The sequence below is a fragment of the Leptospira neocaledonica genome (assembly GCF_002812205.1).
Classification (GTDB): Bacteria; Spirochaetota; Leptospiria; order Leptospirales; family Leptospiraceae; genus Leptospira_B; species Leptospira_B neocaledonica.
Window position 1 is genome coordinate 64,689 of record NZ_NPEA01000004.1, and the last position, 19,180, is coordinate 83,868.

A 19,180-nucleotide genomic window follows, 5' to 3' on the forward strand; every position below is an offset into this window, starting at 1 on the left:
CATAAAGAGATCCAAAGATCACGCCGACGCAGTCCGATTTTATCACTATTCATTTAATACTCATAATCCGAACCGAGGACCACCTTTCCTTCAATCCAAAACCGCCCTCCCATACATCAGAATTAGAAAAAATTCAAGTATAAATTCCCTTCAGGCAGAATCGCAAAAACACCACAATCCAGCAATCAACACTGACTATTTCCTTAAAATAACCAAAAAGATTCTAAATGACTTCTACCCAAAGCATTGTTCAACTCCTGAGTGTGACAATAGAATCTTAGACAAGGTAGGATTAGGCAATGATATGGTAGTATCGAATCTTTACCTTTCCTTCCAATCCTTTTACAATCCTATATATAAATTGCCTATTGTAGGAGGATCGAGATGGAACGATTTTTTAAAAAGGATAATTATGAAATCGGCATCACACGGACAGAATCTAAAAACATAATTGTTCTCCCGTATATATGTTTTCTTTTCTCTATCTTATCCGGATGTTGCGTGTCAAGTAAATACCCGAACTCGGATCATTTCAACGGGAAACGTTTTCACAATCCAACCCAACTTGAAGAAAATGGAATATGGAGAACTTTAAAACTTCTGGCCACAATTGATTTTGAAGAATGGCCAAAGGAGGTTCGAAATGAAAAAACAAAGCTTATTAAAAATCCATTATATAAAAATCAAATCGCAATCACTTTCATTAATCATGCCACTGTATTGATCCAATCCCGTGAGATAAACATCCTTACCGATCCGGTTTGGTCTGAGAGGATTAGCCCGGTGAGCTGGGCAGGAACAAAAAGAGTGAGAGAACCAGGTATTCAAATAGAGGACCTTCCTCCGATAGATCTGGTCGTAATCAGTCATAACCATTATGATCATCTAGACTTGGAAACTTTAAAATCGCTCAATAGAAAATTCTCACCTAAGTTTCTTGTTCCTTTGGGAGATAAGGAACTATTACAATCTGTAGGAATTCCAGATACAGATGAGATGGACTGGTGGCAAACAATCAAAATAGAAAGGAAAGCAGAAGTAACTTTTGCTCCGACCCAACATCTTTCCGCAAGAGGTATGTTCGATTGGAATCGCAGTTTATGGGGTAGTTACATGATCACAATAGGGAATAGAAAAGTATATTTTGGCGGAGACGCTGCGTATTCTTCTCACTATAAAGAAATTAAAAGACGTTTAGGCGAGCCTGATATTTCTCTTTTACCGATCGGAGCTTATGAGCCTAGGTGGTTTATGAGGTTAGTTCACATGAATCCATTAGATGCAATTCAAGCTCATTTGGATTTAGGTTCTAAACTTTCAATAGGAATACATTTTGGAACATTCCAACAAACAGAAGAAGCATTAAACGCACCTGTTGAAGAATTAAAGAAGGAATTACTTAAAGCCGGATTGAATTTAAGTAATTTTATAGTACAGAAAGAAGGAATAGTACAGATTTATTAAATTTTCTAAATCGATTTTAAAAGGTCTCGACTATCGCCGAGTATTCTTCCCAAAAACAATGTAATGCTAAAGATCGCGCAAATGTAGTCCGATTCTATCACTACTCATTTAATACTCGTAATCCGAACCGAGGACCACCTTTCCTCCAATCCAGAGCCGCCCTCCCTCGAAGAAATATTAGAAAAACAGAAAATAGAAATCTTTCTCCAACACCTTTACCCAAACACTACAACCCAGCTCTCAACACTGACTACTTCACTGGAATAACAAAGAAGATCCTAAATGACTTCTACCCAAAGAAGTGTCCAACTCCTGAGTGTAAGAGTAGAATATTAGACAAAGAGATCTCTACAAGACTCGATCTAATTAGATGTCCTCAATGTAGGTATCTAACCTCAAGACTAAGCTACACTCCCCTTCACCATTTCAAACTACCAATATGGATGTTCGGATATGTCCTTTATGAATCTATAATACAATACCCAAAGGTAGTAACAGCGACAGAACTAAGTAAGAAGTTAAGAATAGGATATAATGCCGCAAGCTTACTCAAGAGAAGATTCCAGCTATTCGCTTCTGACCAACTTCCAAAGTATAAGCAACTCACTTACGAAGCGTTGAGTGATCAGTTCAAGGACTTCCTACTACCTCCGAATGAAAATAGAGACATCACCAAGATCATGTCAAAGCGGCCATACGTATGCGTAGACACTGCTGTATTGTATTCTGCAGGTGAGAGAGCAAGCCAAGGAAGGAAAAGATACAGCCACAGAGGACAAACCTCTTCTATATACCTTTCAGAAAAGCTTGGTGGTAAACAAATAGGAACTCTTGTCCAGACTATAGCAATCAAGCAAGGACCAGTATTCTTTTCATCAGTCCCAAACCAGAAAGCAGAAACTCTGGGACCTTTAATTAGAGAACACTTACCAACGACCACTCCCTTATTCACAGACCAAGGATACCCATGGCTTTGGGGAATATATAGAAACCACAGGTCCGTAAATCATAGTGCAAGATCAAAGGACAATAGGTTTAGGTTTGCTCGCAATAGATGGAGTAAGAATGGAGTCCATAACCAAGTAGCAGAAGGAAACCATAGAGTCCTTAAGACTGCCTTTGCTTCTTACGGATACATAAAGCCAAAGTATTCGCAAGCATATCTGAATGAGTTCAGCTTCATTAAGAATGCGAATGTATTCGGACTCGATATACTAGTTGAAGGTGATGATTCTTGTTTGAGTAGGGATCGTTCTCCTTCGGAAAAGAAAACGCCCGGGAACGGAGCGGTTGCGATTCGAAGGAAAGGATTTGTCCCTAAAAGTCATAAGAAAAAGCGGGAAAATTGGCTTCAAGTTTCCTTAAGAGAAAACTCATATAAGGTCCTTCCACTTGAATCTGTTCCAAAGATTTTAAGTCACACAGGATACGGAATTCTTAATCCTTTAGACAAAATTGAAAAAGCAAACAAAACTTTAAGGAAGGAATTAGAAAGATACAATTTCTTTTGGACCAATGATTCTATAAAGCGATTCAAAAGAGATCGAGAACTTGAGTATCAAAAGACAGCTTTTAAAATTTGGAATCTAATAAACTCCAAAGAAAGAGATTCCAAACATACTGTAGAGCAAATTTGCGATGAACTAAATATTCCAAAACATACAGCTATGACCATTCTGAGGAAATGGCTGAAACTAAAACTAATCGTTAAAAGGAGAGTCGGCTATAACTACTACGACAGAAGAATCAATTTCTATATCAAAGTTATAAAGGATCAACTACCCCACGTTCTCTATACTAATTTCCGGCAAAAGAAGAAGAATTCTTCCGGGGTTAGTAAAAATGAAAAATAACCCTAAGAAGAAGGATTATAAGTTTGTAGCGAAAGATTTCTATAAGCTTCTCGAAATCCAGGAATGGAAATGCTTTCTTACGGGCAGAACATTAGAACCTGAGAATACAAATGCAGAGCATATTCAACCTCTTAGAAAAGGAGGAGAACATGAGTTTAAAAATATCTGCTTCGTAGTAGAGCCATTAGCTAAACTAAAACGTTACCATACGGAAGCAGAGATAGTTCATTTAGCTTATGAGATCATCCTTTGGAAAGGTCCTAAGTATGGATATAAGGCTCCTATTAAATCGATAGGAGGAAGAAAAGTAAAATGAAGCCTAAAATTCCCTATTGGTTTGCTAAGAAGATCGCAGACATTATCAACTTTAAATACCAGACTTTTAAGAGAGAAAAGGTTCCAGATCCGAAATGGACCGATTGGAAAGATTGTCAGAAATTTAATAGGAATAGATTTGAAAGTCTCTTAAAGGAGAATCGCGTCTCTAAAGCAGAATATAGCCCAGCTTGGAAATTTAGATCTATCCAAATTAAGAATCGTTTACAAAGTACCTTTTTAAATTCGCTCCCCTCAATTCGCGAATCCTATATTAAGAAATCGATCAATGATTTCTCCAGAAAGAAAGATTCGTTCGAGAAATTAAGCCCCATTTTTATGGAAGCCGCTCATCTGAAGATGACAAGATTAAACTGTTATGCTCGGGATCTTAGCGATAATGAAAGAGCATATAGACCGAAAAAATGGTATCTTTGCGCTAAGAGGAACTATCTAAGAATGCGATCTGGTTTATTTTCACATATCGCTGATGATTATTCCAAATGGGATCTATGCTTCATGGCAAACCGTAGATCTTTTGATAATATTAAACTCAATTCTTGGGAAACTACCTTCTTGAAAGTAGAAAATGCTCTGAAGATAACTTTTAAAAATGAAAGAAAATTATAACCTAAATAAATTAACATTAGAAATGGAAGATCCTCTTCTGGATCGGAAGGAAATTATTATACAATTCCTTTCCTGTTTCGATAGACAGATCCTAAAGGTAACAACTTGGGAGGGTGAATCGACTGTCGGTTTTTTTAAGTTTTTCTTAACTGATGATTTAGAGGAGAAGCAAATTGTATCCACTCCATTTGATTATGGAGAGATTCTATTATTTGATACTTATGGAGAAATGAATGTTTTTGAGGTTGGGGAGATAGAAACGATCGAAGTAATTACTGATCCTGTTACATTAGCAATTTTTGAAGAACATGGATTAATTAGTTACTATTTCAATAATAAATACTGTTAGAAAATACTAAGCTGAAGCAAAGGTGGAGTAGACAAATGTAAAGAGTTAGAATAATATAAGGGTTATCTACTCCACCCAGCAAATTAAAGGAGAATTTCAGCAGAATTCAGTTAAACCAGAATCGATACATTTCTTCTATAAAATCTTTAGCCGTTATTGGATATCCTGATTTAGAACCAATTACTGAATCGATCCCACAATTTGGGCAAAGAGCAGTTTTACCTCTTGGATCTTCTTCGTCACACCAGTCTAGGATCTTTTCTGGATCAAAATTCGTTTGGCAATAGAAACAACAACACAATTCACTATCCATAATTTCAGAATGATGAAATATAGAATGCTTATGAGCTTTTCTTAAAAACTCTTCGGTAAACTTCATTGGCCTATATTCTCTTGAATCGATTTTTCTAAAACCTTCATTTACAAAGTACCCAAAGTCTATTTGATCTAAATAATATTATCACCCGCGCTTGAAGTTGTATTAAACAATGAGGCACAGGAAGGAAAGCTCGGATAAACAACGACATTTGTTATCGCTCCTCCAGCACAATCTGATAAGTAAACTTCTGCAAGACAAGTTTTAAGGGGACCTGATTCCACGTAAGCGTAGCGATTTCTACAGCTTCTAAGTTCTCTCAATTCGTTGTAATTGCTATTAGGAACTAAACCCTCACCACATTCATTGCTGAAAAGAGTTGTAGATCCTTTTATCAAAATATCATTCGTGTATTTCGGATCGCAGGAAGTTGCTTTTATTAGAACCGCATTATAATATTCCGATAAGGCTTGGTCTCTTGGAATCTTATTATCACTTAGATCATCTCGAATTTTCCAGATTGGATCAAGAATACAATTGGATAAGAGTAACTTAGCAACAATTAAGTATCTCATAAATTTTCAATTAAAGGATTAACTATTCTCCGACCTTGAACATCTCTTGGAAAACCTACTCTTTTGGGGCCACACAACCGAGATAATAAGAAACTCCAGCAGCTTTTGCATCATCCGGCGTTCCAGTATAGGCTTTTTCAACAGATATCGCAAGCAAGGCACATTCCGCTGGAGACAGCACTCTACCTCCACAGCCTATACAAGGCTCGCAATTATAAAATGACAAGAATGAAAAAGGAATAAGTAAAGAAATTAAAGATTTCATCATGCGCGCTTAAGGAACCTGAAAAATTCCTGCAACTTTCAAAATCTTACGAATCTCTAGCCCCTTCAACTTAGAGTAGAGATATTCTAAATTAGAAGGTCTAAAGTTCGTATTCTTTCTAACAAACTTTGATAGCTCATTCTGGTCATAATCAAAAAGTTTTTCTAATTGGGAGTAGTTATACGTTTCATATAGCTTCTTTAAAGTTTTACGAAGGAATTCAGTTCTTACTCTATCTATCCTATCAATTCGATACCGGGGTTTTCGAGAATGAGCGAAAATTATTTCAATATTAGGAAGCTTGTTGTATTTGATTAGTCCCAGAGCTTTATTTGTTTTGGCTAATCCACCGAATAATTCCAATGCTGCCTTGTCGTATACCATTGCAGACTCTTCAGCGGTTGCAAAGCTTCCTAAATTATATTTAACTCCATCTTTGCTAATTGTCGCTACATACGTGTTATTCTTCTTATTATAAGTAGTCCCCTTATAAGATTTTCCATTTGAGTTCTTCTTTCTAGAATATGTTTGTTTTCCTCTATCGATAACCATCAAATTTCTTTTCCTATTATCAAATGGATTTCCGTTTTTATGTACGACGACTTTCTTAACATCAGATAGACCTAATATCTCTCGATGCAAAAGAACCATTCGGCTTTTACCTTTCTTCAAGGTAGTTCCACATATCAACTTTGTATTTCCATTTTGCTTCACATACCAGTTTCTCGATTTTAAAGATAAGTAATCTTCATCATCAACGATTGCAGGCTTTCCGTTGGTCGTATGAATTTTTCTCATAACTTACGATAACCAGAAGAAATTGATCTTAAACTATAGATTCACTGACAATTTTGTAAGCATTAAAAATTTGTTCAGTTAATTATTTGGGATTTATTATTGAGGCGTCTACATGCCTAATTTCTGCTGGAGGATAAATTAGACCTAAGGTAAATAGTGCAAAAAAGAAACTACCAGCAAACCTAGAATCATATCTGTCCGTAATAATTATTCTTAAAATTGTTTCCTTGTTTGCTATAATTTTCACAGCTCCGCAGCTCAGCTCATCATAGAGGGACCATCCGTCGTCTATAAAATTCATTTTACATCCGATCGTTGAATTCTCGTTAAATAATGCTCTGATCGAAACTCTATCAGATGCATCTGAATTTTCCCTAATTCGTAAATTACCAGTATAACTACCTTCTAACATAGGTATTGAAATACCTTTAACACCAACTGGTATTATCTGATTTGAAACTGTATCGTTTTCCACCTGGTCCGACTTTAAAGGAATCTTAGAAAGTGAAAATTTAAGAATTTCTAAATTTAAGTATTTTTGTCCGGATTTATCTTCAGCTACTATTCGAAGGGTTCCTACTCGGGCATCATTTGGTAGACTCGGAGCAATTGCTATCTCGGCTCCAGAACAACCAAAAATGAATAGGACTACAGTAAACTTCTTCATTGAAATATAAATCCCTTGTTAGCAATCTGTAAATACAGTTCCACCAACATTACATTGACCAGGTGGCAGTATAATACCATGAGTCACTCCATACCACATCCGATGTTAGGTTAAAGCACTTTAGTCTCAATTAATTGAATTCTTGAGATTTACTTTAGTGTGGCGAATGTTCATTTGAGGGGAAGCTAATCCAAAACTTATAATACCAATAAAAAGTGCCTCCCCAAAGAACGACTCAAATTTACTCGTTATTTCTAATTCAATTTCCGTAGTTTTACCATTACGAATTTTGAGTTTAGTACATTTCTCTATATCTAAAAAACTCAAGCCTTCTGCCACTTCAGTATGACTGCATTTAGAATTTTCTGAAACTCTTGAGTCAAAAACTATTCTGGAATATATATTTTCGAAATCCTCACTCCCACGAATCTGAATAAAACCGACAAAGTCTCCTTCCGGAATCGAAATTTTCTGATTCGATGATTTCGAAGTTTCTATTCTTAACCTTTGAAATCCAGAGATCACACAGTCCAAAGATTCAAGATCTTTTTCCGTTGGCGCAATGCAAATTCTTTCCAATATTAAATTATCATAATTAATGCCAGAATTGTTAATAACAATAAATTTGATCGTTCCTTCTTTCCGATCGGACTTCTTTATCTCATATTCAGATGGAATTACCAGAATGTCTTGAGAAATGCATCGTATTCCAAAAATGAATATTATTATGAAAAAAATATTTTTCATTTTCTAATCGCAATCATAGAATACGGTTCCGCCAACGTTACACTGCCCCGGGGGTAAAATCATTCCACGTTGAACACCATACCACCACAATAAATATTGCACTAATGGATTTTGATCAAAGTGATATTGATAAAATATTAGGACAGCCATAATCTTTGCTTCGTTTGAAAATTCCTCATAAGGAAGATATCCACCTGAAGATTTATATAAATAAATTCCAATATCTACTAAAATACTGACCCTAAACCAGGCCCAAGAAAACTCTAAAAAATCCAGGCAAAATCTTTATCGAATTGAAGTTTTGCAACCTGTGTATGCTCAATAACACTTCTCCTTTTTAGTTAACTGGTATAAGCACATATTCAGAGAAGCATTGTAGAGATCAGAGTTTTGAGCATCCGGCTCTAATAGGGAGTAACATGCCAAATTTATATCAGCCTGATTCGATACACACGTACCAGGTAAATGGCAGTTATTACCAACGCAAATCGTTACCAATGTTTGAAAAAGAATTATAATTATTTTCTTCATTTATCCACTATTCCGTCGTAATCGTACAAGCTGTATATAAAATAAATGTAGTAGCGAAAACTTCAATTTCAGATGGACCGCGATTCGGTGTACCATCCGGATTTTGTGTCCCGTATGGAGAGCCATATTCAGTTTCCCTTCCCCAAAAGAAATCACTTGTTAAAGATTTCGTAGAGGAACAATTTGTATTACTAACTTCAAATATTTTTCCAAAAATTTCGCTTAAATTAAATGTAATTCCCCTATTAAATGGGTTATAAAGTCGATTATAATGTGACTCAAATCGATTATAAATAGCCCAATTTAGATAAAATAGAGCAGTACAAAATTCTTCACCGTGCTCGTCTTTACAATCTTCGCTTTTTGCATAGGCATCAACGATCCTTGCAAAATTATAATTTGCGGTATTCGTTATCTTACTTCCCCATGATCCAGTCGAAGACTGCCACCAGCGACCTACTCTTCGGGCACTAAAAACTCGATTGGCAACATCGTAATGATATCTTTCATCATGCACAAAAAATCCACGACTGATTCCTGCTCCTATAGCATTACCAAATCGTTGTAAATCGCTTCTATGTCTTACTTGTCCACGACCATACCCATAACCTAATAGGAATCCTTGTTCCGGGGTTAAACCAAACTGAGGAGCCGCATAATATCCTACAATCGCCCAGGCTAAAGGAGTTGAAATATTATTACCGCTCGCATCTCCGTAACGCACAGGATTTCCTTCCGTATACATGTAGCGGTTAAATCCTTGTGTCCTATTTGGATAGATAGCTGTGTCTGCTTGAAGAAATCTTGCGATCGTTGGATCGTAATATCTAGCATTATAATAATATAATCCAGAATCTCGATCTTCCACCTGACTTGTATATTTAGATCTAAAAACGTCAGGTCCGGAGGAATCTGTACGATCTATTTCACCGTAAGGTTTATAACTTATGTGAGATGCACCGGGCATATCCCCGCCAGAAAGTGGGTTTCCTTCTGCGTTTGTTGCCATCGTTATAGAACCCATATGATCCGGATGAAAAAACACCATTCCTGGAACAGGAGTTCCGGAAATAGTACCTCCATCTGTTGTTCCACCATCACCTGGAGGTGAATCAACGGATGGTGTATTTCCGGCTACGGCTAGTGGAAGTAAATCCCAAGGAGCAGTCCCAGATCCTCCGTTATTCATAAGTTCGTCCAAACATCCAACGCTAAAAGAAAATGAAAAAAGTACGATCAAAGGTGCGGATAAAACTCTAACCCATGCTGGCGATAGAGATTCTTTCTGTTTAGAAAATGCTAATACGAGTCCTAAAAATATGATTGAAGCCCATGCGAAAGCTAAGAATCCATCAGAAAATTTGCCGTGAGAATTATATACATACCCCAGAATGAAATTTATTAATCCAGATTTTGCTCTTCCATTCCATTCTTTCCAAAATGCTGTGTCTGCCATACCCGGTTGGTTATCGGTAGTGGCTGCTGAAATGAGCGTAGCATCTGTTCTAGCGAATTGAGCAACAAGCTCTCCCTTCACACCTCGAAGATAAAGAGTGTGTTGATCAGCATAACCAGGACGACGTAGAACTTCATAAAGAGGATCAGGAGAATAAATTACCGAAAGATCAGTACTTCTGCTTTTTTTAATACGATTTCCAGCGAAATCATATAGCATGCTCAACTGATCCCCTCCATTGAGAGTATGTGTAATCAGTTTACCGTTAGCATCGTAAATGAGACTTTCTCCGTTCCGGGAAATCATATTCCCCGCAGCATCATACGAATAATTAATCGTTCCTGTATTTGTACTATTTACTGAAGTTACCGCATGAACATGGGAAGAATTTCCATATGTATAAGTATAATCTCCTTTTTTGAGAAGATTTCCGCTATCTGTATACTGATATGCTTCCGTTCCATATTTACCAACGGCTTGGACTAAGCGGTTTTGTTCATCATAGGTGTAAGTTTGGTTTCGTGCGGCATTTTGGAGATCATTTATCTTTTTGATATTTCCTTTAGCATCAAATTCCAAAGCCACCTGTTGTGAAACTGTACCATTTTTAAGGTTCGTCTGATAACCGGTAGGTCGATCATAAATTGGGTCATACCCGATATAGGAAACTACACCATTACCTGTCGTTCTGGTAAATTGAAAAGAACCAGATGCACCTGGAAACGGACCATCGTAAGAGACAACAGGATGGTCATAGCTTCCTTTATCGGGTACATCCATTCGGATCCCGGTGAGATGATTTCCTTTGGAATATACATTATGTGTAATACTTCCGTCCGGATAAGTCGCAGAAATTACTCTCCCCATTGAATCATACGCATATTTAAAAACAAGAGTCAGGTCATCGATAATCCGAACTTTTTGGGAGATATTACCTCGAATATCATACGTTAAATTTAATATACCAGCCGCGTCTTGGATCTGAGTAGGTCTACCTTTTCCAATAGTAGATCCATCGTAAGTAATTACTGTAGCCGGACTACCGTCAGAAGGAGTCGAAATTATCATTCGGTTTGAAGAGTCATAGGACTTTTGAATGCTTTTTCCGCGAGAGTCCGTTTGGGAGATCAAATTTCCTTCGGAGTCATACGCATAAGAAATTGTTCCTGAATTCGGATCGGTTATACTTGCTTTTCTGCCGGCTGCATCGTAGGTCAGGGTCGTTGTTCCGTTTTGCGGATCAATCGTTTTCCAAAGACGACCTCCTGTATTATACGTATATTGGATCGTTAGCCCGTTACTTGTTTTCGTAAGATCCTGATCTAATTCGTCTTTAGTAAGAGACTCTTCCAATAAGACTGTAGATCCGCTCTTTATCTGAGTTGTAATAGTTCTTCCAGAATAAACTATACTTTTGGTAGTTCCATCGGGAAAATTAATTTTTGAAAGTTGTCCTTCCGGGCCATCGTATTCGTATGTGGTAAATACCGGAGAGATTATACCTTCCACATATTCGTTAGATTCGGTTAGTACTTTCCCGAGGGATGAATAGGTCTTTGTGGATGTCGCCCAGTTATCCTGAAGAGTGGTCGCAGAACGTTTTACCAACCAACCTTGAGGAGTATAAGTTTCAATCGTAACTGCTTCTCCATTCTCATCGTCTCTGATTCGCCTTTCTACGTAAGAAGTTTGTTCTCCGGAAGTAATTCCATAAGATAATTTCTCACTCCAATCAGCTTCTCCCGGAAAGTCAGTTTGGATCAGTCGGCCGAATTCATCGTAGTATTTTTTAGTAATACCGCCGTTTGGAGCTGTCTCCTGGGTTAAAAGTCCGCGATCCGTATCATATTCTTTTAATGTAATAAGACCGCTTCCGTCGGTTGTGGAAATTGCGAAAGTATGAACAACCGGATCATACTCAATTGTAGTTTGATTCCCTCTCGAATCCGTCACAAGAACTTGGTTCCCGTAGGCATCATAATCGTAAGTATATGTCTTAGCCCCGGACGTTCCTGAAAATTCCGTTTCAGACACAGGCTTAAAATCAGAATAAGCGATCTGTGTTTTCTCTAAAATTGTACCATTGCGAGTTACAGTTTTAGCGGTCTGTCGATTTAATATCCAGCTATTCGTATCACAAACAAAAGTCCCTGTCGTCACCGTACTATACGTTTCGTTAATTTCCGTGGCTGAGGAAACATTTCCGCAAGAATCGTAACCCAAGGATGTGGACACATCCGCGACCAGGGCCCCTCCCAGATATTCCTTCCGAGTAGAGGATTGGATACGAGGATAACTTCTTCCTGCAAAAGTTCCTGTTTCTGCAACTTGAGTTTCATTTTTTACTAGAGAATAGATTGTATTCGTGCCGGATATAGTACCAATATAACTTCTTCTGGCTTCCATCAGGCCAGCATATAAACGATTTGTTTGGAAATAATCTATTTCAGTCTTTTCTAAAGTCCTAGAATTAGTTTCCGTAATTGTCCTAAACCCGTAGGAAACCCGGTTTAAGGGAGTTCCTAAATTCATTCTTGAATTTGTATAAGAGTAGGAAAGTGTCTCTGAGACCCCGTTGCCTAGGTTATTAGCAATTTGAGTCAGGATCACCTCGTTATACGTATTCGGAACATTCGGATAGGAACCTGCACTTGTGGAAATGGCCCCGCTTAGATCCGTTTTCCAAGAATAAGTAAGGACCGAACTTTTGAATTGGTTATCCGAAACGGAGGTCAAAAGATTTCCTGGAAGACCAATACCAAGCGAGTAAACTCTCAAATTTCCTACGACTGCGTTATCTGCAATATTCATTACGGATAGATCTATTTTTCTATCCGAGTTGACATCTACTAGCTGAACTTCTCCCGTTAGATCGATCCCGGCAGAAGGAGAACTAGAAAAAGTATTTCCGTTGGAAAAATAAACATTCACTCGGGAACCATTCGCCCAAACAAAATCCCCGAATCCATCCCCGTTCAGATCACCTATACCGAAAAATTTATTTTTTCCGGATTGAACATTAAGATTAATCGTGCCTATGTTCACAGCCTGGGGAGAAGTCGCCAGTTTTCCATATTCGTTCCGATAAACATAAAGAAAATCGCTATTATATGCTACAAGGTCCGGCAATCCGTCCCCATTCAAATCTCCCCACCAACGCCCACCATAAACAGGAGTGGCTGCATAGGGAGCAGGGTCTTGTCCGACAATTGGTAAGGTCTGAGTCGTTTGTGTAAAACTCGTTAAAGTAGAATCGAAAGATTGGATCACTAAATCCGATCCGCTAAAATAAACAAACTCGGGAATACCGTCCCCCTCTAAATCCAGAAAGGTTCCGTCAGAAGATGTAGCTCCGCTCAAAGAAACAGACACAGGATCTGCAAAACTAGTCCCTTAGGACAAAGAATAACTGATTGTAGATCCATCCACCACCCAAAGATAATCCGACCTGCCGTCTCGATTCAAATCAAAGCTATACGATTTCTGGTACTGGATCGGATAGTCGGTGATCGGGACAGGTGCAGGAGCGGAGATGGGGACGTTAGCATATGTTACGCTAAATGAATTGGAATTTCCATCCGAAATATAGCCAGACAAAGACGATCCAGAAGAGATGAACAAATCGTTTCTTAAATCCCCATTACCGTCCCCAAAGGTCATTGTATTAAGAATATTATATTGAAAAGCAGGTAATTTCAAACCAGTGTAGTTACTAAACCCGCTGGTCCTTTTAATATAGGAAGAAGGATAAATCCCCGAATCCACATGTCCTGACAAGTATTGTATATCTAATTTACCGTCAGAATTTAAGTCCGCCCAACCTCCTAAAAATGTGGAAACCACCTGCCCCCCATTGCATGGATCAAACCAGGTATATGTGTAGACATTGCAACTAATAATAGCCGCATTCACAGTTGCAATACAGGCCGCCCCTCCTAAATCGATCGGGGGACATGCTTGCCCCGCAACAAAACACCAATAAGCCCCTTCGATACATGGTGCCTTATCGTATAAAGGGATCCTAATATTCGCCTTTAGAGTAACCGAATCTAAATTATAATCTGTTAAATTTTGAAAGGAAGAATTGGCGGAGCTATCCGTATAACTAAAAGACAAAGGTAAATAGTCCTCGTCTCCCCATTGGGAAGAATACTCCGACCTTTCTAACGAACTGAGCCTGGATCGGCCGTATGCTCCGTTCTCGTAATTAAAACGGTATTCTCGAATTAGATTCCCACCCGTCCGGATCTGGATCTTACTGATCACTTGGTTCCAAGTCTCTTGCCCGCCCGAAGAAAACACGGATCCCATGTTCCCGGAACGAGAAGTATAAACAAATTCCACCTCCCGGTTTCCATAAGTATACTTCCAGGGATACAAGACTCCATTCGTTGTCTGGTACTGGATCTCATAGGAATTCTCCCATTGATCTTCCACTTTACTCAAAGCCCAAAATCTCGGGACAGTCCCAGTAAGAAGAACCGAACTCGTATTTCCACCGAATGTATATTTCAGTCCGCTTTGATCTACTGCTGTCCAGGTACAGGAGGTAGAACAGTCTCCTGTGGAAGTATATAACATAAAGGATTCATTATAGGTCCTAAATGTTCCGCTGCCGCTAGAAACGAGACTCCCTCCGAGGGAACTGATAAAAGGATCGGAAGAAGAAAAAGTAATTTTATCTCCCGGATCCCTCTGGATCCAATCCCATCCAGTTAAATCCCAAGCCTCACCTACGATACCCCTGCTTGCGTCCGTAGTATGAACTATAGAAAGATTCGGGACAATCCCCCCTGCACCAGGAGGCAATTCGATAGAAACACTTGCATTTCCTTTTCCGGAGGGATCCACCTGGATAGCAGGGAACGGTTGAGAGATCGGATCTGCATTTGAGGAGGAAAAAAACGATTGTATCCAACTTAATGGTTCAAAAGAGAACTGTAAAAATATGAGCAATAAAATTGCGAACTTCCCTGATTTCTTATAAACGAAGAGAAAATGGAAGAACTTATAAATTCGATTTAGTTCCAAATTATTCAAATTTTTCACATCTTTCTCCCAAAAAAAATCAATGAGACCGAAAGGTTTTCCATTGACACACATAACTCAGGTCCGACTTTAAATTTGTGTCAATTGAAAAAAAGAAACACTTTAAACTTAGGTCTAAAAACACGTTAGCGGAACAGAAATTCAATCTTTTCGGTTTCTTACTTCTTTCCCTATTCCATTGCCAGTACCTAAATATTCCAGGTACCGGATCCGTAAAAGGATCGGAAGCAAAAAGACAGATCGATTCCGCAATCTCAAGTGCAGTAAATCTTTCTAATATACTTGTCCTCTCGAATTCAACTGCCTCCGGGACCTGCGGAGGAAGCGGCGGTGGATCTAGTTCCGGTTCCGCAAATGATCCGGAACCGAACGAAACTTTTGCAAGTGCCTACTCCATCAATCTGAGTGGAGGTGTAGGCTATACTTTTTCTTTGACCGGTCAAATCTCCAGCAACGGAGATATTGATCTTTTTTCCTTTCTCAATACTTCCGTTAAAAAAGGAATCAGTATAAATTATGACTCTGGTGATGCAACTTGTACGATTTTTAGCACCACTAATGACCAAAGTTCAAATAATACTGCGACTCATACTTCCGATCCTGGCTCTACCTTTCCATCATCTGGATTCGCCGGTTCGATAAATATAGGGTTTAATGCAGGTCTAGGTGGAAATACATATTACTCTTACCTAAAATGTGAAGGAACATCAGGGCAGACTTATAATTTTACAATCACGGTCGACCAAATCTATAGTTCTACCGATGGTTCGGGCTCCAGCTCGGCCACTACGGAAAATATCTATCTCTCCCAGGCAATCTTTGATTCTCTGATCTCTCTCGATTCCGGAAAGTCTTACACAAAAGACTCGGTCGATACATGTGTAAATGCGATACGGACCAAAGGCAGTTTGTACGCAGTCGCAAAAGGAGAAGCGGTTAAACAAGCCGCCATCTGCGGGACATCGGCGGAAATACCGGATCGTAGTATCTTCTTAAAAGACGATTGTACATTAGAAGAAACCCATTGGATCCAGATAGATTCATTCGGAATCCCATAAACTAAAAGAAATAAACTATTTGATAGGAATCAACCATGCTCAAAATGAAATTTCTCCGACTGGTTTGGACGAACCGGGCAAGATGTGCTGGCGTATCTTCCGATAAGACACCGGCATGATACGAACGATAATTAGTAAGCATAACAAATTTAAGAATATTGTTCGCAACTTGAATACTCGATTAATCCCTTGGCGACTTCTATTAGTTGGTATTACCCTTTGTCTATCATCTCCTATTTTAGCGGCTGATTTACTTCTTTCGAACGGAGACGGGTTCATTCTAGATTTAATTTCCGAAGATGAACGAGCCGTCACTGTTTCTTGGAAAAACAGGGTCTATGTGATTCCCAGATCCGAAATTTTGAAAGTAGATGCCAGCCGAAAAGGACCTCATACTTCTTATCGAACCTCACATTTCATCCTGAAAGATAGTACATCTATACGTGGAGTTTTAGCCGAAGAAAAAGAAACTTCTTATACGGTTAAAACCGATTTAGGCTATTTGGATATAGATAAGTCTCGGATTAAGAATTCAAAAATTCCCCAGGACCAAGATGCAAAACTTCCTTTAGAATTTTTAAGCGAGAAAATGACCCAGCCTGAAACTAAATGGGGAGGATCTCTTTCTACTTACGGCGGAATCGGATCTATCTCAAATTCTGCTCCTCTATGGTTATCCGGCTCTTTGTTTATCGAACCAGCTTACTTTAAATTAGGAGAAAGAAATCAACTTGGTATCAGAGTTGATGCACTTGGATCAACGGGCGGAACAAATACAAGATATTCCGTACTGATGCCGGAGATTTATCTGTTTAGAGGATTCGGATTTTCCGAAGAAAGAAACTTTTACCTATCTATCGGACTAGGACCTGCGGCGGTTCAATCTAAATCCGGGGGTGAAACACAGTCCGGAATAGTTCCTGGTGCTCATTTAGAAATCGGTTACCAAGGTTGGAAATGGGATACAAGCTTTCTCAGAATTGGAGGGAAGGTTTTATGCTTCGCAGATGCCACTTCTCCATTTTGTACGGCGGGTTTGGAATTTTCTTTTGGAGCGAGACTATGAGAACCATACCTACCAAAATTTTTAATTATAGCAGTTCGTTTTTTTGCAAAGGTATTCGATTCTATCTTTTCATCTTACTCGTTACTACATTTGGTTGTGATTCCCCTTTCGCATGGGGAGAAGATAATAACGATTTAAAAGTTGATTCATTTTGGATACAACCAGGCTCTACTAAAATTACCGTGAACTTGAAATGCTCTGCTGAGTCAGATGCATACGCATATGCGATAGGATCTTCTGAATCACAAATCAGTATGAGTTTATCACAAGCGAAGGCACATTATCTTCCAATACAAGATCTAACTCCGGATTCAAATTATACTTTGGTTTTTGGATGTGGAAAAATATCTAACTCAAATCCTACTCGAATCCCTTTTACTACTTGGGTTAGTGACCAACCAATAGTTTCCAGAGGAATTTACTTAGTCGGTGGTGTGGACGGAAATGGGTATCCAATCGCTGAGATTGATTTATTCGATCCAGTAGAGTCAAAATGGTATCCTGCATTTACTTCCATTCCTACGCCTCGAAGTTTTGCTCTTACCATCTATCATAAGGGAAAAATTTTCGTGATGGGTGGAGCAAAGCGGGCTTCAGGAGGAAGCTGGACTGTAACGAATGAAGTAGAAGCTTTCGATCCGTTTACAAAGACCTGGACGACTCTTGCTCCGATGCCTTCTACTTTACATGGAGCCGTCGGCGGAAGCTCAGGAGATGAAATCTACGCAATCGCAGGAAGCACTTCCCTAAATACTACATCTGGAACTCTTTTGAATACGGTTTATCGCTTTTACCCGGAAATAGGTTTAACCGGTACTTGGGCGAGTCCTTTCACTTCCCAAACCTCTATATTTCCGAAAATTGATATGTCGGGCTGTGTATTTGATGGAACCTTTTATTTTACCGGAGGTAGACAATACAATGATGGCTCCGCATCGGCAACATCAGATAGCTATATCCCTTCTTTAAATGCTACTTCAGCCATAACAGAATCATCCTTAATTACAGCAAGACACGGTGCTGCAATCGCTTGTTACCGTCCACAGACTGGGGATCCTAGTCCAGGAGCTTCAAAATACGTTTTGATCGCAGGGGGATCGAGTGGATCTAATTTTTTTCAACCAGCTACTAGTGTAACTCCGGTATCAAACTATGAAGTTTACGCAATATCAACTACAACTAATGCTTATGCTACAGGACCATCACTTTTACAAGCATTGTACTTTCCTGCAATGGAAATTTCTTATGATCTAAATCAAGCTTACGTTTTCGGTGGAGCTTCATCTATCAATGTTCCAACTGATTTTGTTTATTCAATCGGATTATCAAATCCGACTGCTGGTCCTTGGACTCTCTCCACCCAAAGAATGCCACGAGCACGCTATGGTCACAAGGCGGTAATATTAAGATGAGATTTACGTTCAAAATTGCCTTCAGTCTTTTATTCTATATTCTATTTTCTTTTGTATCTGGAATATCTTCTGAAGAAGACAGCGTTCAATCGCAAATTAGAAGCTTAATCAACTTTGGAAAATACCAAGAAGCAGAAGAAATTTTAAAACCTTTATTAGAAAATAATCCGACCGATGTAACTTTAGGTCTTTTTCAGACTGAAATCTGGATTGGAATAGGGGAAAGCCTCTACCAAAGAAAGCAGTATAAAAGTTCCTTTCCTTATTTTTCAAAGGCATTCGATGCTTGGCCGAGCCATCCCTTATTACGTTCTCGTTATGAAGAGTTAAAAGGAAAAAAGTTAGTAGATCAAGTTAAAGTCGAAACGCCGCCAAAAGTCGGTAAGTTATCTATTGAATCTCAGACAAAAAATACCTTAATAGTTTTAGCTGATCCAGAAATTATAGAATTAACTAATCAACTTAAAGACAAATTGAAATCAAGGATTAATGAGTTAGAGCAGATAACCGTAGGCCCCGATAAAAAGACAGATTTCTTTAATATTCCGCAAATATGGATTCTATCTTTATTAGGAATCTCACTTTTGATTAATTTATTTCTATCGGTATTATTCTTCAGAAAGAGTTAG

Annotated in this window: 14 protein-coding genes and 1 pseudogene; 9 read left to right on the forward strand and 6 right to left on the reverse strand. The window is 38.6% G+C overall.

Annotated elements, in window-relative coordinates:
* Positions 1 to 501: 501 nt before the first annotated feature.
* The 5 genes and pseudogenes from CH365_RS07375 (at position 502) to CH365_RS07395 (ending at position 4,611) form a co-directional block, all read left to right on the forward strand.
* On the forward strand, positions 502 to 1,464 hold the full coding sequence (locus CH365_RS07375) for an MBL fold metallo-hydrolase (RefSeq protein WP_244283037.1): 963 nt from the start codon (positions 502 to 504) through the stop codon (positions 1,462 to 1,464).
* A 161-nt stretch (positions 1,465 to 1,625) separates the two neighbouring features.
* Positions 1,626 to 2,687 (forward strand): annotated as a pseudogene (locus tag CH365_RS20150) (transposase); the annotation flags it as partial.
* Positions 2,688 to 3,306: 619 nt separating this feature from the next.
* Positions 3,307 to 3,633, forward strand: a complete 327-nt coding sequence (locus tag CH365_RS07385) for an HNH endonuclease (protein WP_100767954.1) — start codon at positions 3,307 to 3,309, stop codon at positions 3,631 to 3,633.
* A gap of 458 nt (positions 3,634 to 4,091) precedes the next feature.
* Positions 4,092 to 4,262, forward strand: coding sequence for a hypothetical protein (locus CH365_RS19970; RefSeq protein ID WP_165782581.1), 171 nt, complete (start codon positions 4,092 to 4,094; stop codon positions 4,260 to 4,262).
* Positions 4,246 to 4,611 carry a hypothetical protein gene (locus tag CH365_RS07395; RefSeq protein WP_100767956.1) on the forward strand — a complete coding sequence of 122 codons (366 nt, stop codon included), beginning with the start codon at positions 4,246 to 4,248 and terminating at the stop codon, positions 4,609 to 4,611. Before CH365_RS19970 ends, CH365_RS07395 begins: the two co-directional genes overlap by 17 nt.
* 106 nt (positions 4,612 to 4,717) lie before the next feature.
* Here CH365_RS07395 and CH365_RS07400 read toward each other — a convergent pair whose 3' ends face one another.
* The 6 genes from CH365_RS07400 to CH365_RS07435 form a co-directional block, all read right to left on the reverse strand.
* Positions 4,718 to 4,990, reverse strand: a complete 273-nt coding sequence (locus tag CH365_RS07400; RefSeq protein WP_100767957.1) for a hypothetical protein — start codon at positions 4,988 to 4,990, stop codon at positions 4,718 to 4,720.
* A gap of 786 nt (positions 4,991 to 5,776) precedes the next feature.
* Positions 5,777 to 6,565 (reverse strand): AP2/ERF family transcription factor, encoded by a 789-nt coding sequence (locus CH365_RS07415; RefSeq protein ID WP_100767960.1) that lies wholly within the window; start codon positions 6,563 to 6,565, stop codon positions 5,777 to 5,779.
* An 82-nt stretch (positions 6,566 to 6,647) separates the two neighbouring features.
* Entirely contained in the window at positions 6,648 to 7,232 is a 585-nt protein-coding gene (locus CH365_RS07420) for a hypothetical protein (protein ID WP_100767961.1), read from the reverse strand.
* Positions 7,233 to 7,358: 126 nt separating this feature from the next.
* Positions 7,359 to 7,979 (reverse strand): hypothetical protein, encoded by a 621-nt coding sequence (locus tag CH365_RS07425; RefSeq protein ID WP_100767962.1) that lies wholly within the window; start codon positions 7,977 to 7,979, stop codon positions 7,359 to 7,361.
* 538 nt (positions 7,980 to 8,517) lie between these two features.
* Positions 8,518 to 13,338 (reverse strand): RHS repeat-associated core domain-containing protein, encoded by a 4,821-nt coding sequence (locus tag CH365_RS07430; protein WP_100767963.1) that lies wholly within the window; start codon positions 13,336 to 13,338, stop codon positions 8,518 to 8,520.
* Positions 13,339 to 13,359: 21 nt separating this feature from the next.
* Entirely contained in the window at positions 13,360 to 15,015 is a 1,656-nt protein-coding gene (locus CH365_RS07435) for a hypothetical protein (protein ID WP_165782582.1), read from the reverse strand.
* A gap of 77 nt (positions 15,016 to 15,092) precedes the next feature.
* Here CH365_RS07435 and CH365_RS07440 point away from each other — a divergent pair, with 77 nt between their 5' ends.
* The 4 genes from CH365_RS07440 to CH365_RS07455 all read left to right on the forward strand — a co-directional run bounded on the left by CH365_RS07440 (position 15,093) and on the right by CH365_RS07455 (position 19,180).
* On the forward strand, positions 15,093 to 16,073 hold the full coding sequence (locus tag CH365_RS07440; protein ID WP_100767965.1) for a hypothetical protein: 981 nt from the start codon (positions 15,093 to 15,095) through the stop codon (positions 16,071 to 16,073).
* A gap of 169 nt (positions 16,074 to 16,242) precedes the next feature.
* Entirely contained in the window at positions 16,243 to 17,139 is an 897-nt protein-coding gene (locus CH365_RS07445) for an LA_3334 family protein (protein WP_100767966.1), read from the forward strand.
* The gene (locus CH365_RS07450) at positions 17,136 to 18,551 is read left to right on the forward strand and encodes a Kelch repeat-containing protein (protein WP_165782583.1); all 1,416 of its coding nucleotides are present in this window, start codon (positions 17,136 to 17,138) and stop codon (positions 18,549 to 18,551) included. The genes CH365_RS07445 and CH365_RS07450 overlap by 4 nt, the downstream gene beginning before the upstream one ends.
* Positions 18,548 to 19,180 (forward strand): tetratricopeptide repeat protein, encoded by a 633-nt coding sequence (locus tag CH365_RS07455; RefSeq protein WP_100767968.1) that lies wholly within the window; start codon positions 18,548 to 18,550, stop codon positions 19,178 to 19,180. Before CH365_RS07450 ends, CH365_RS07455 begins: the two co-directional genes overlap by 4 nt.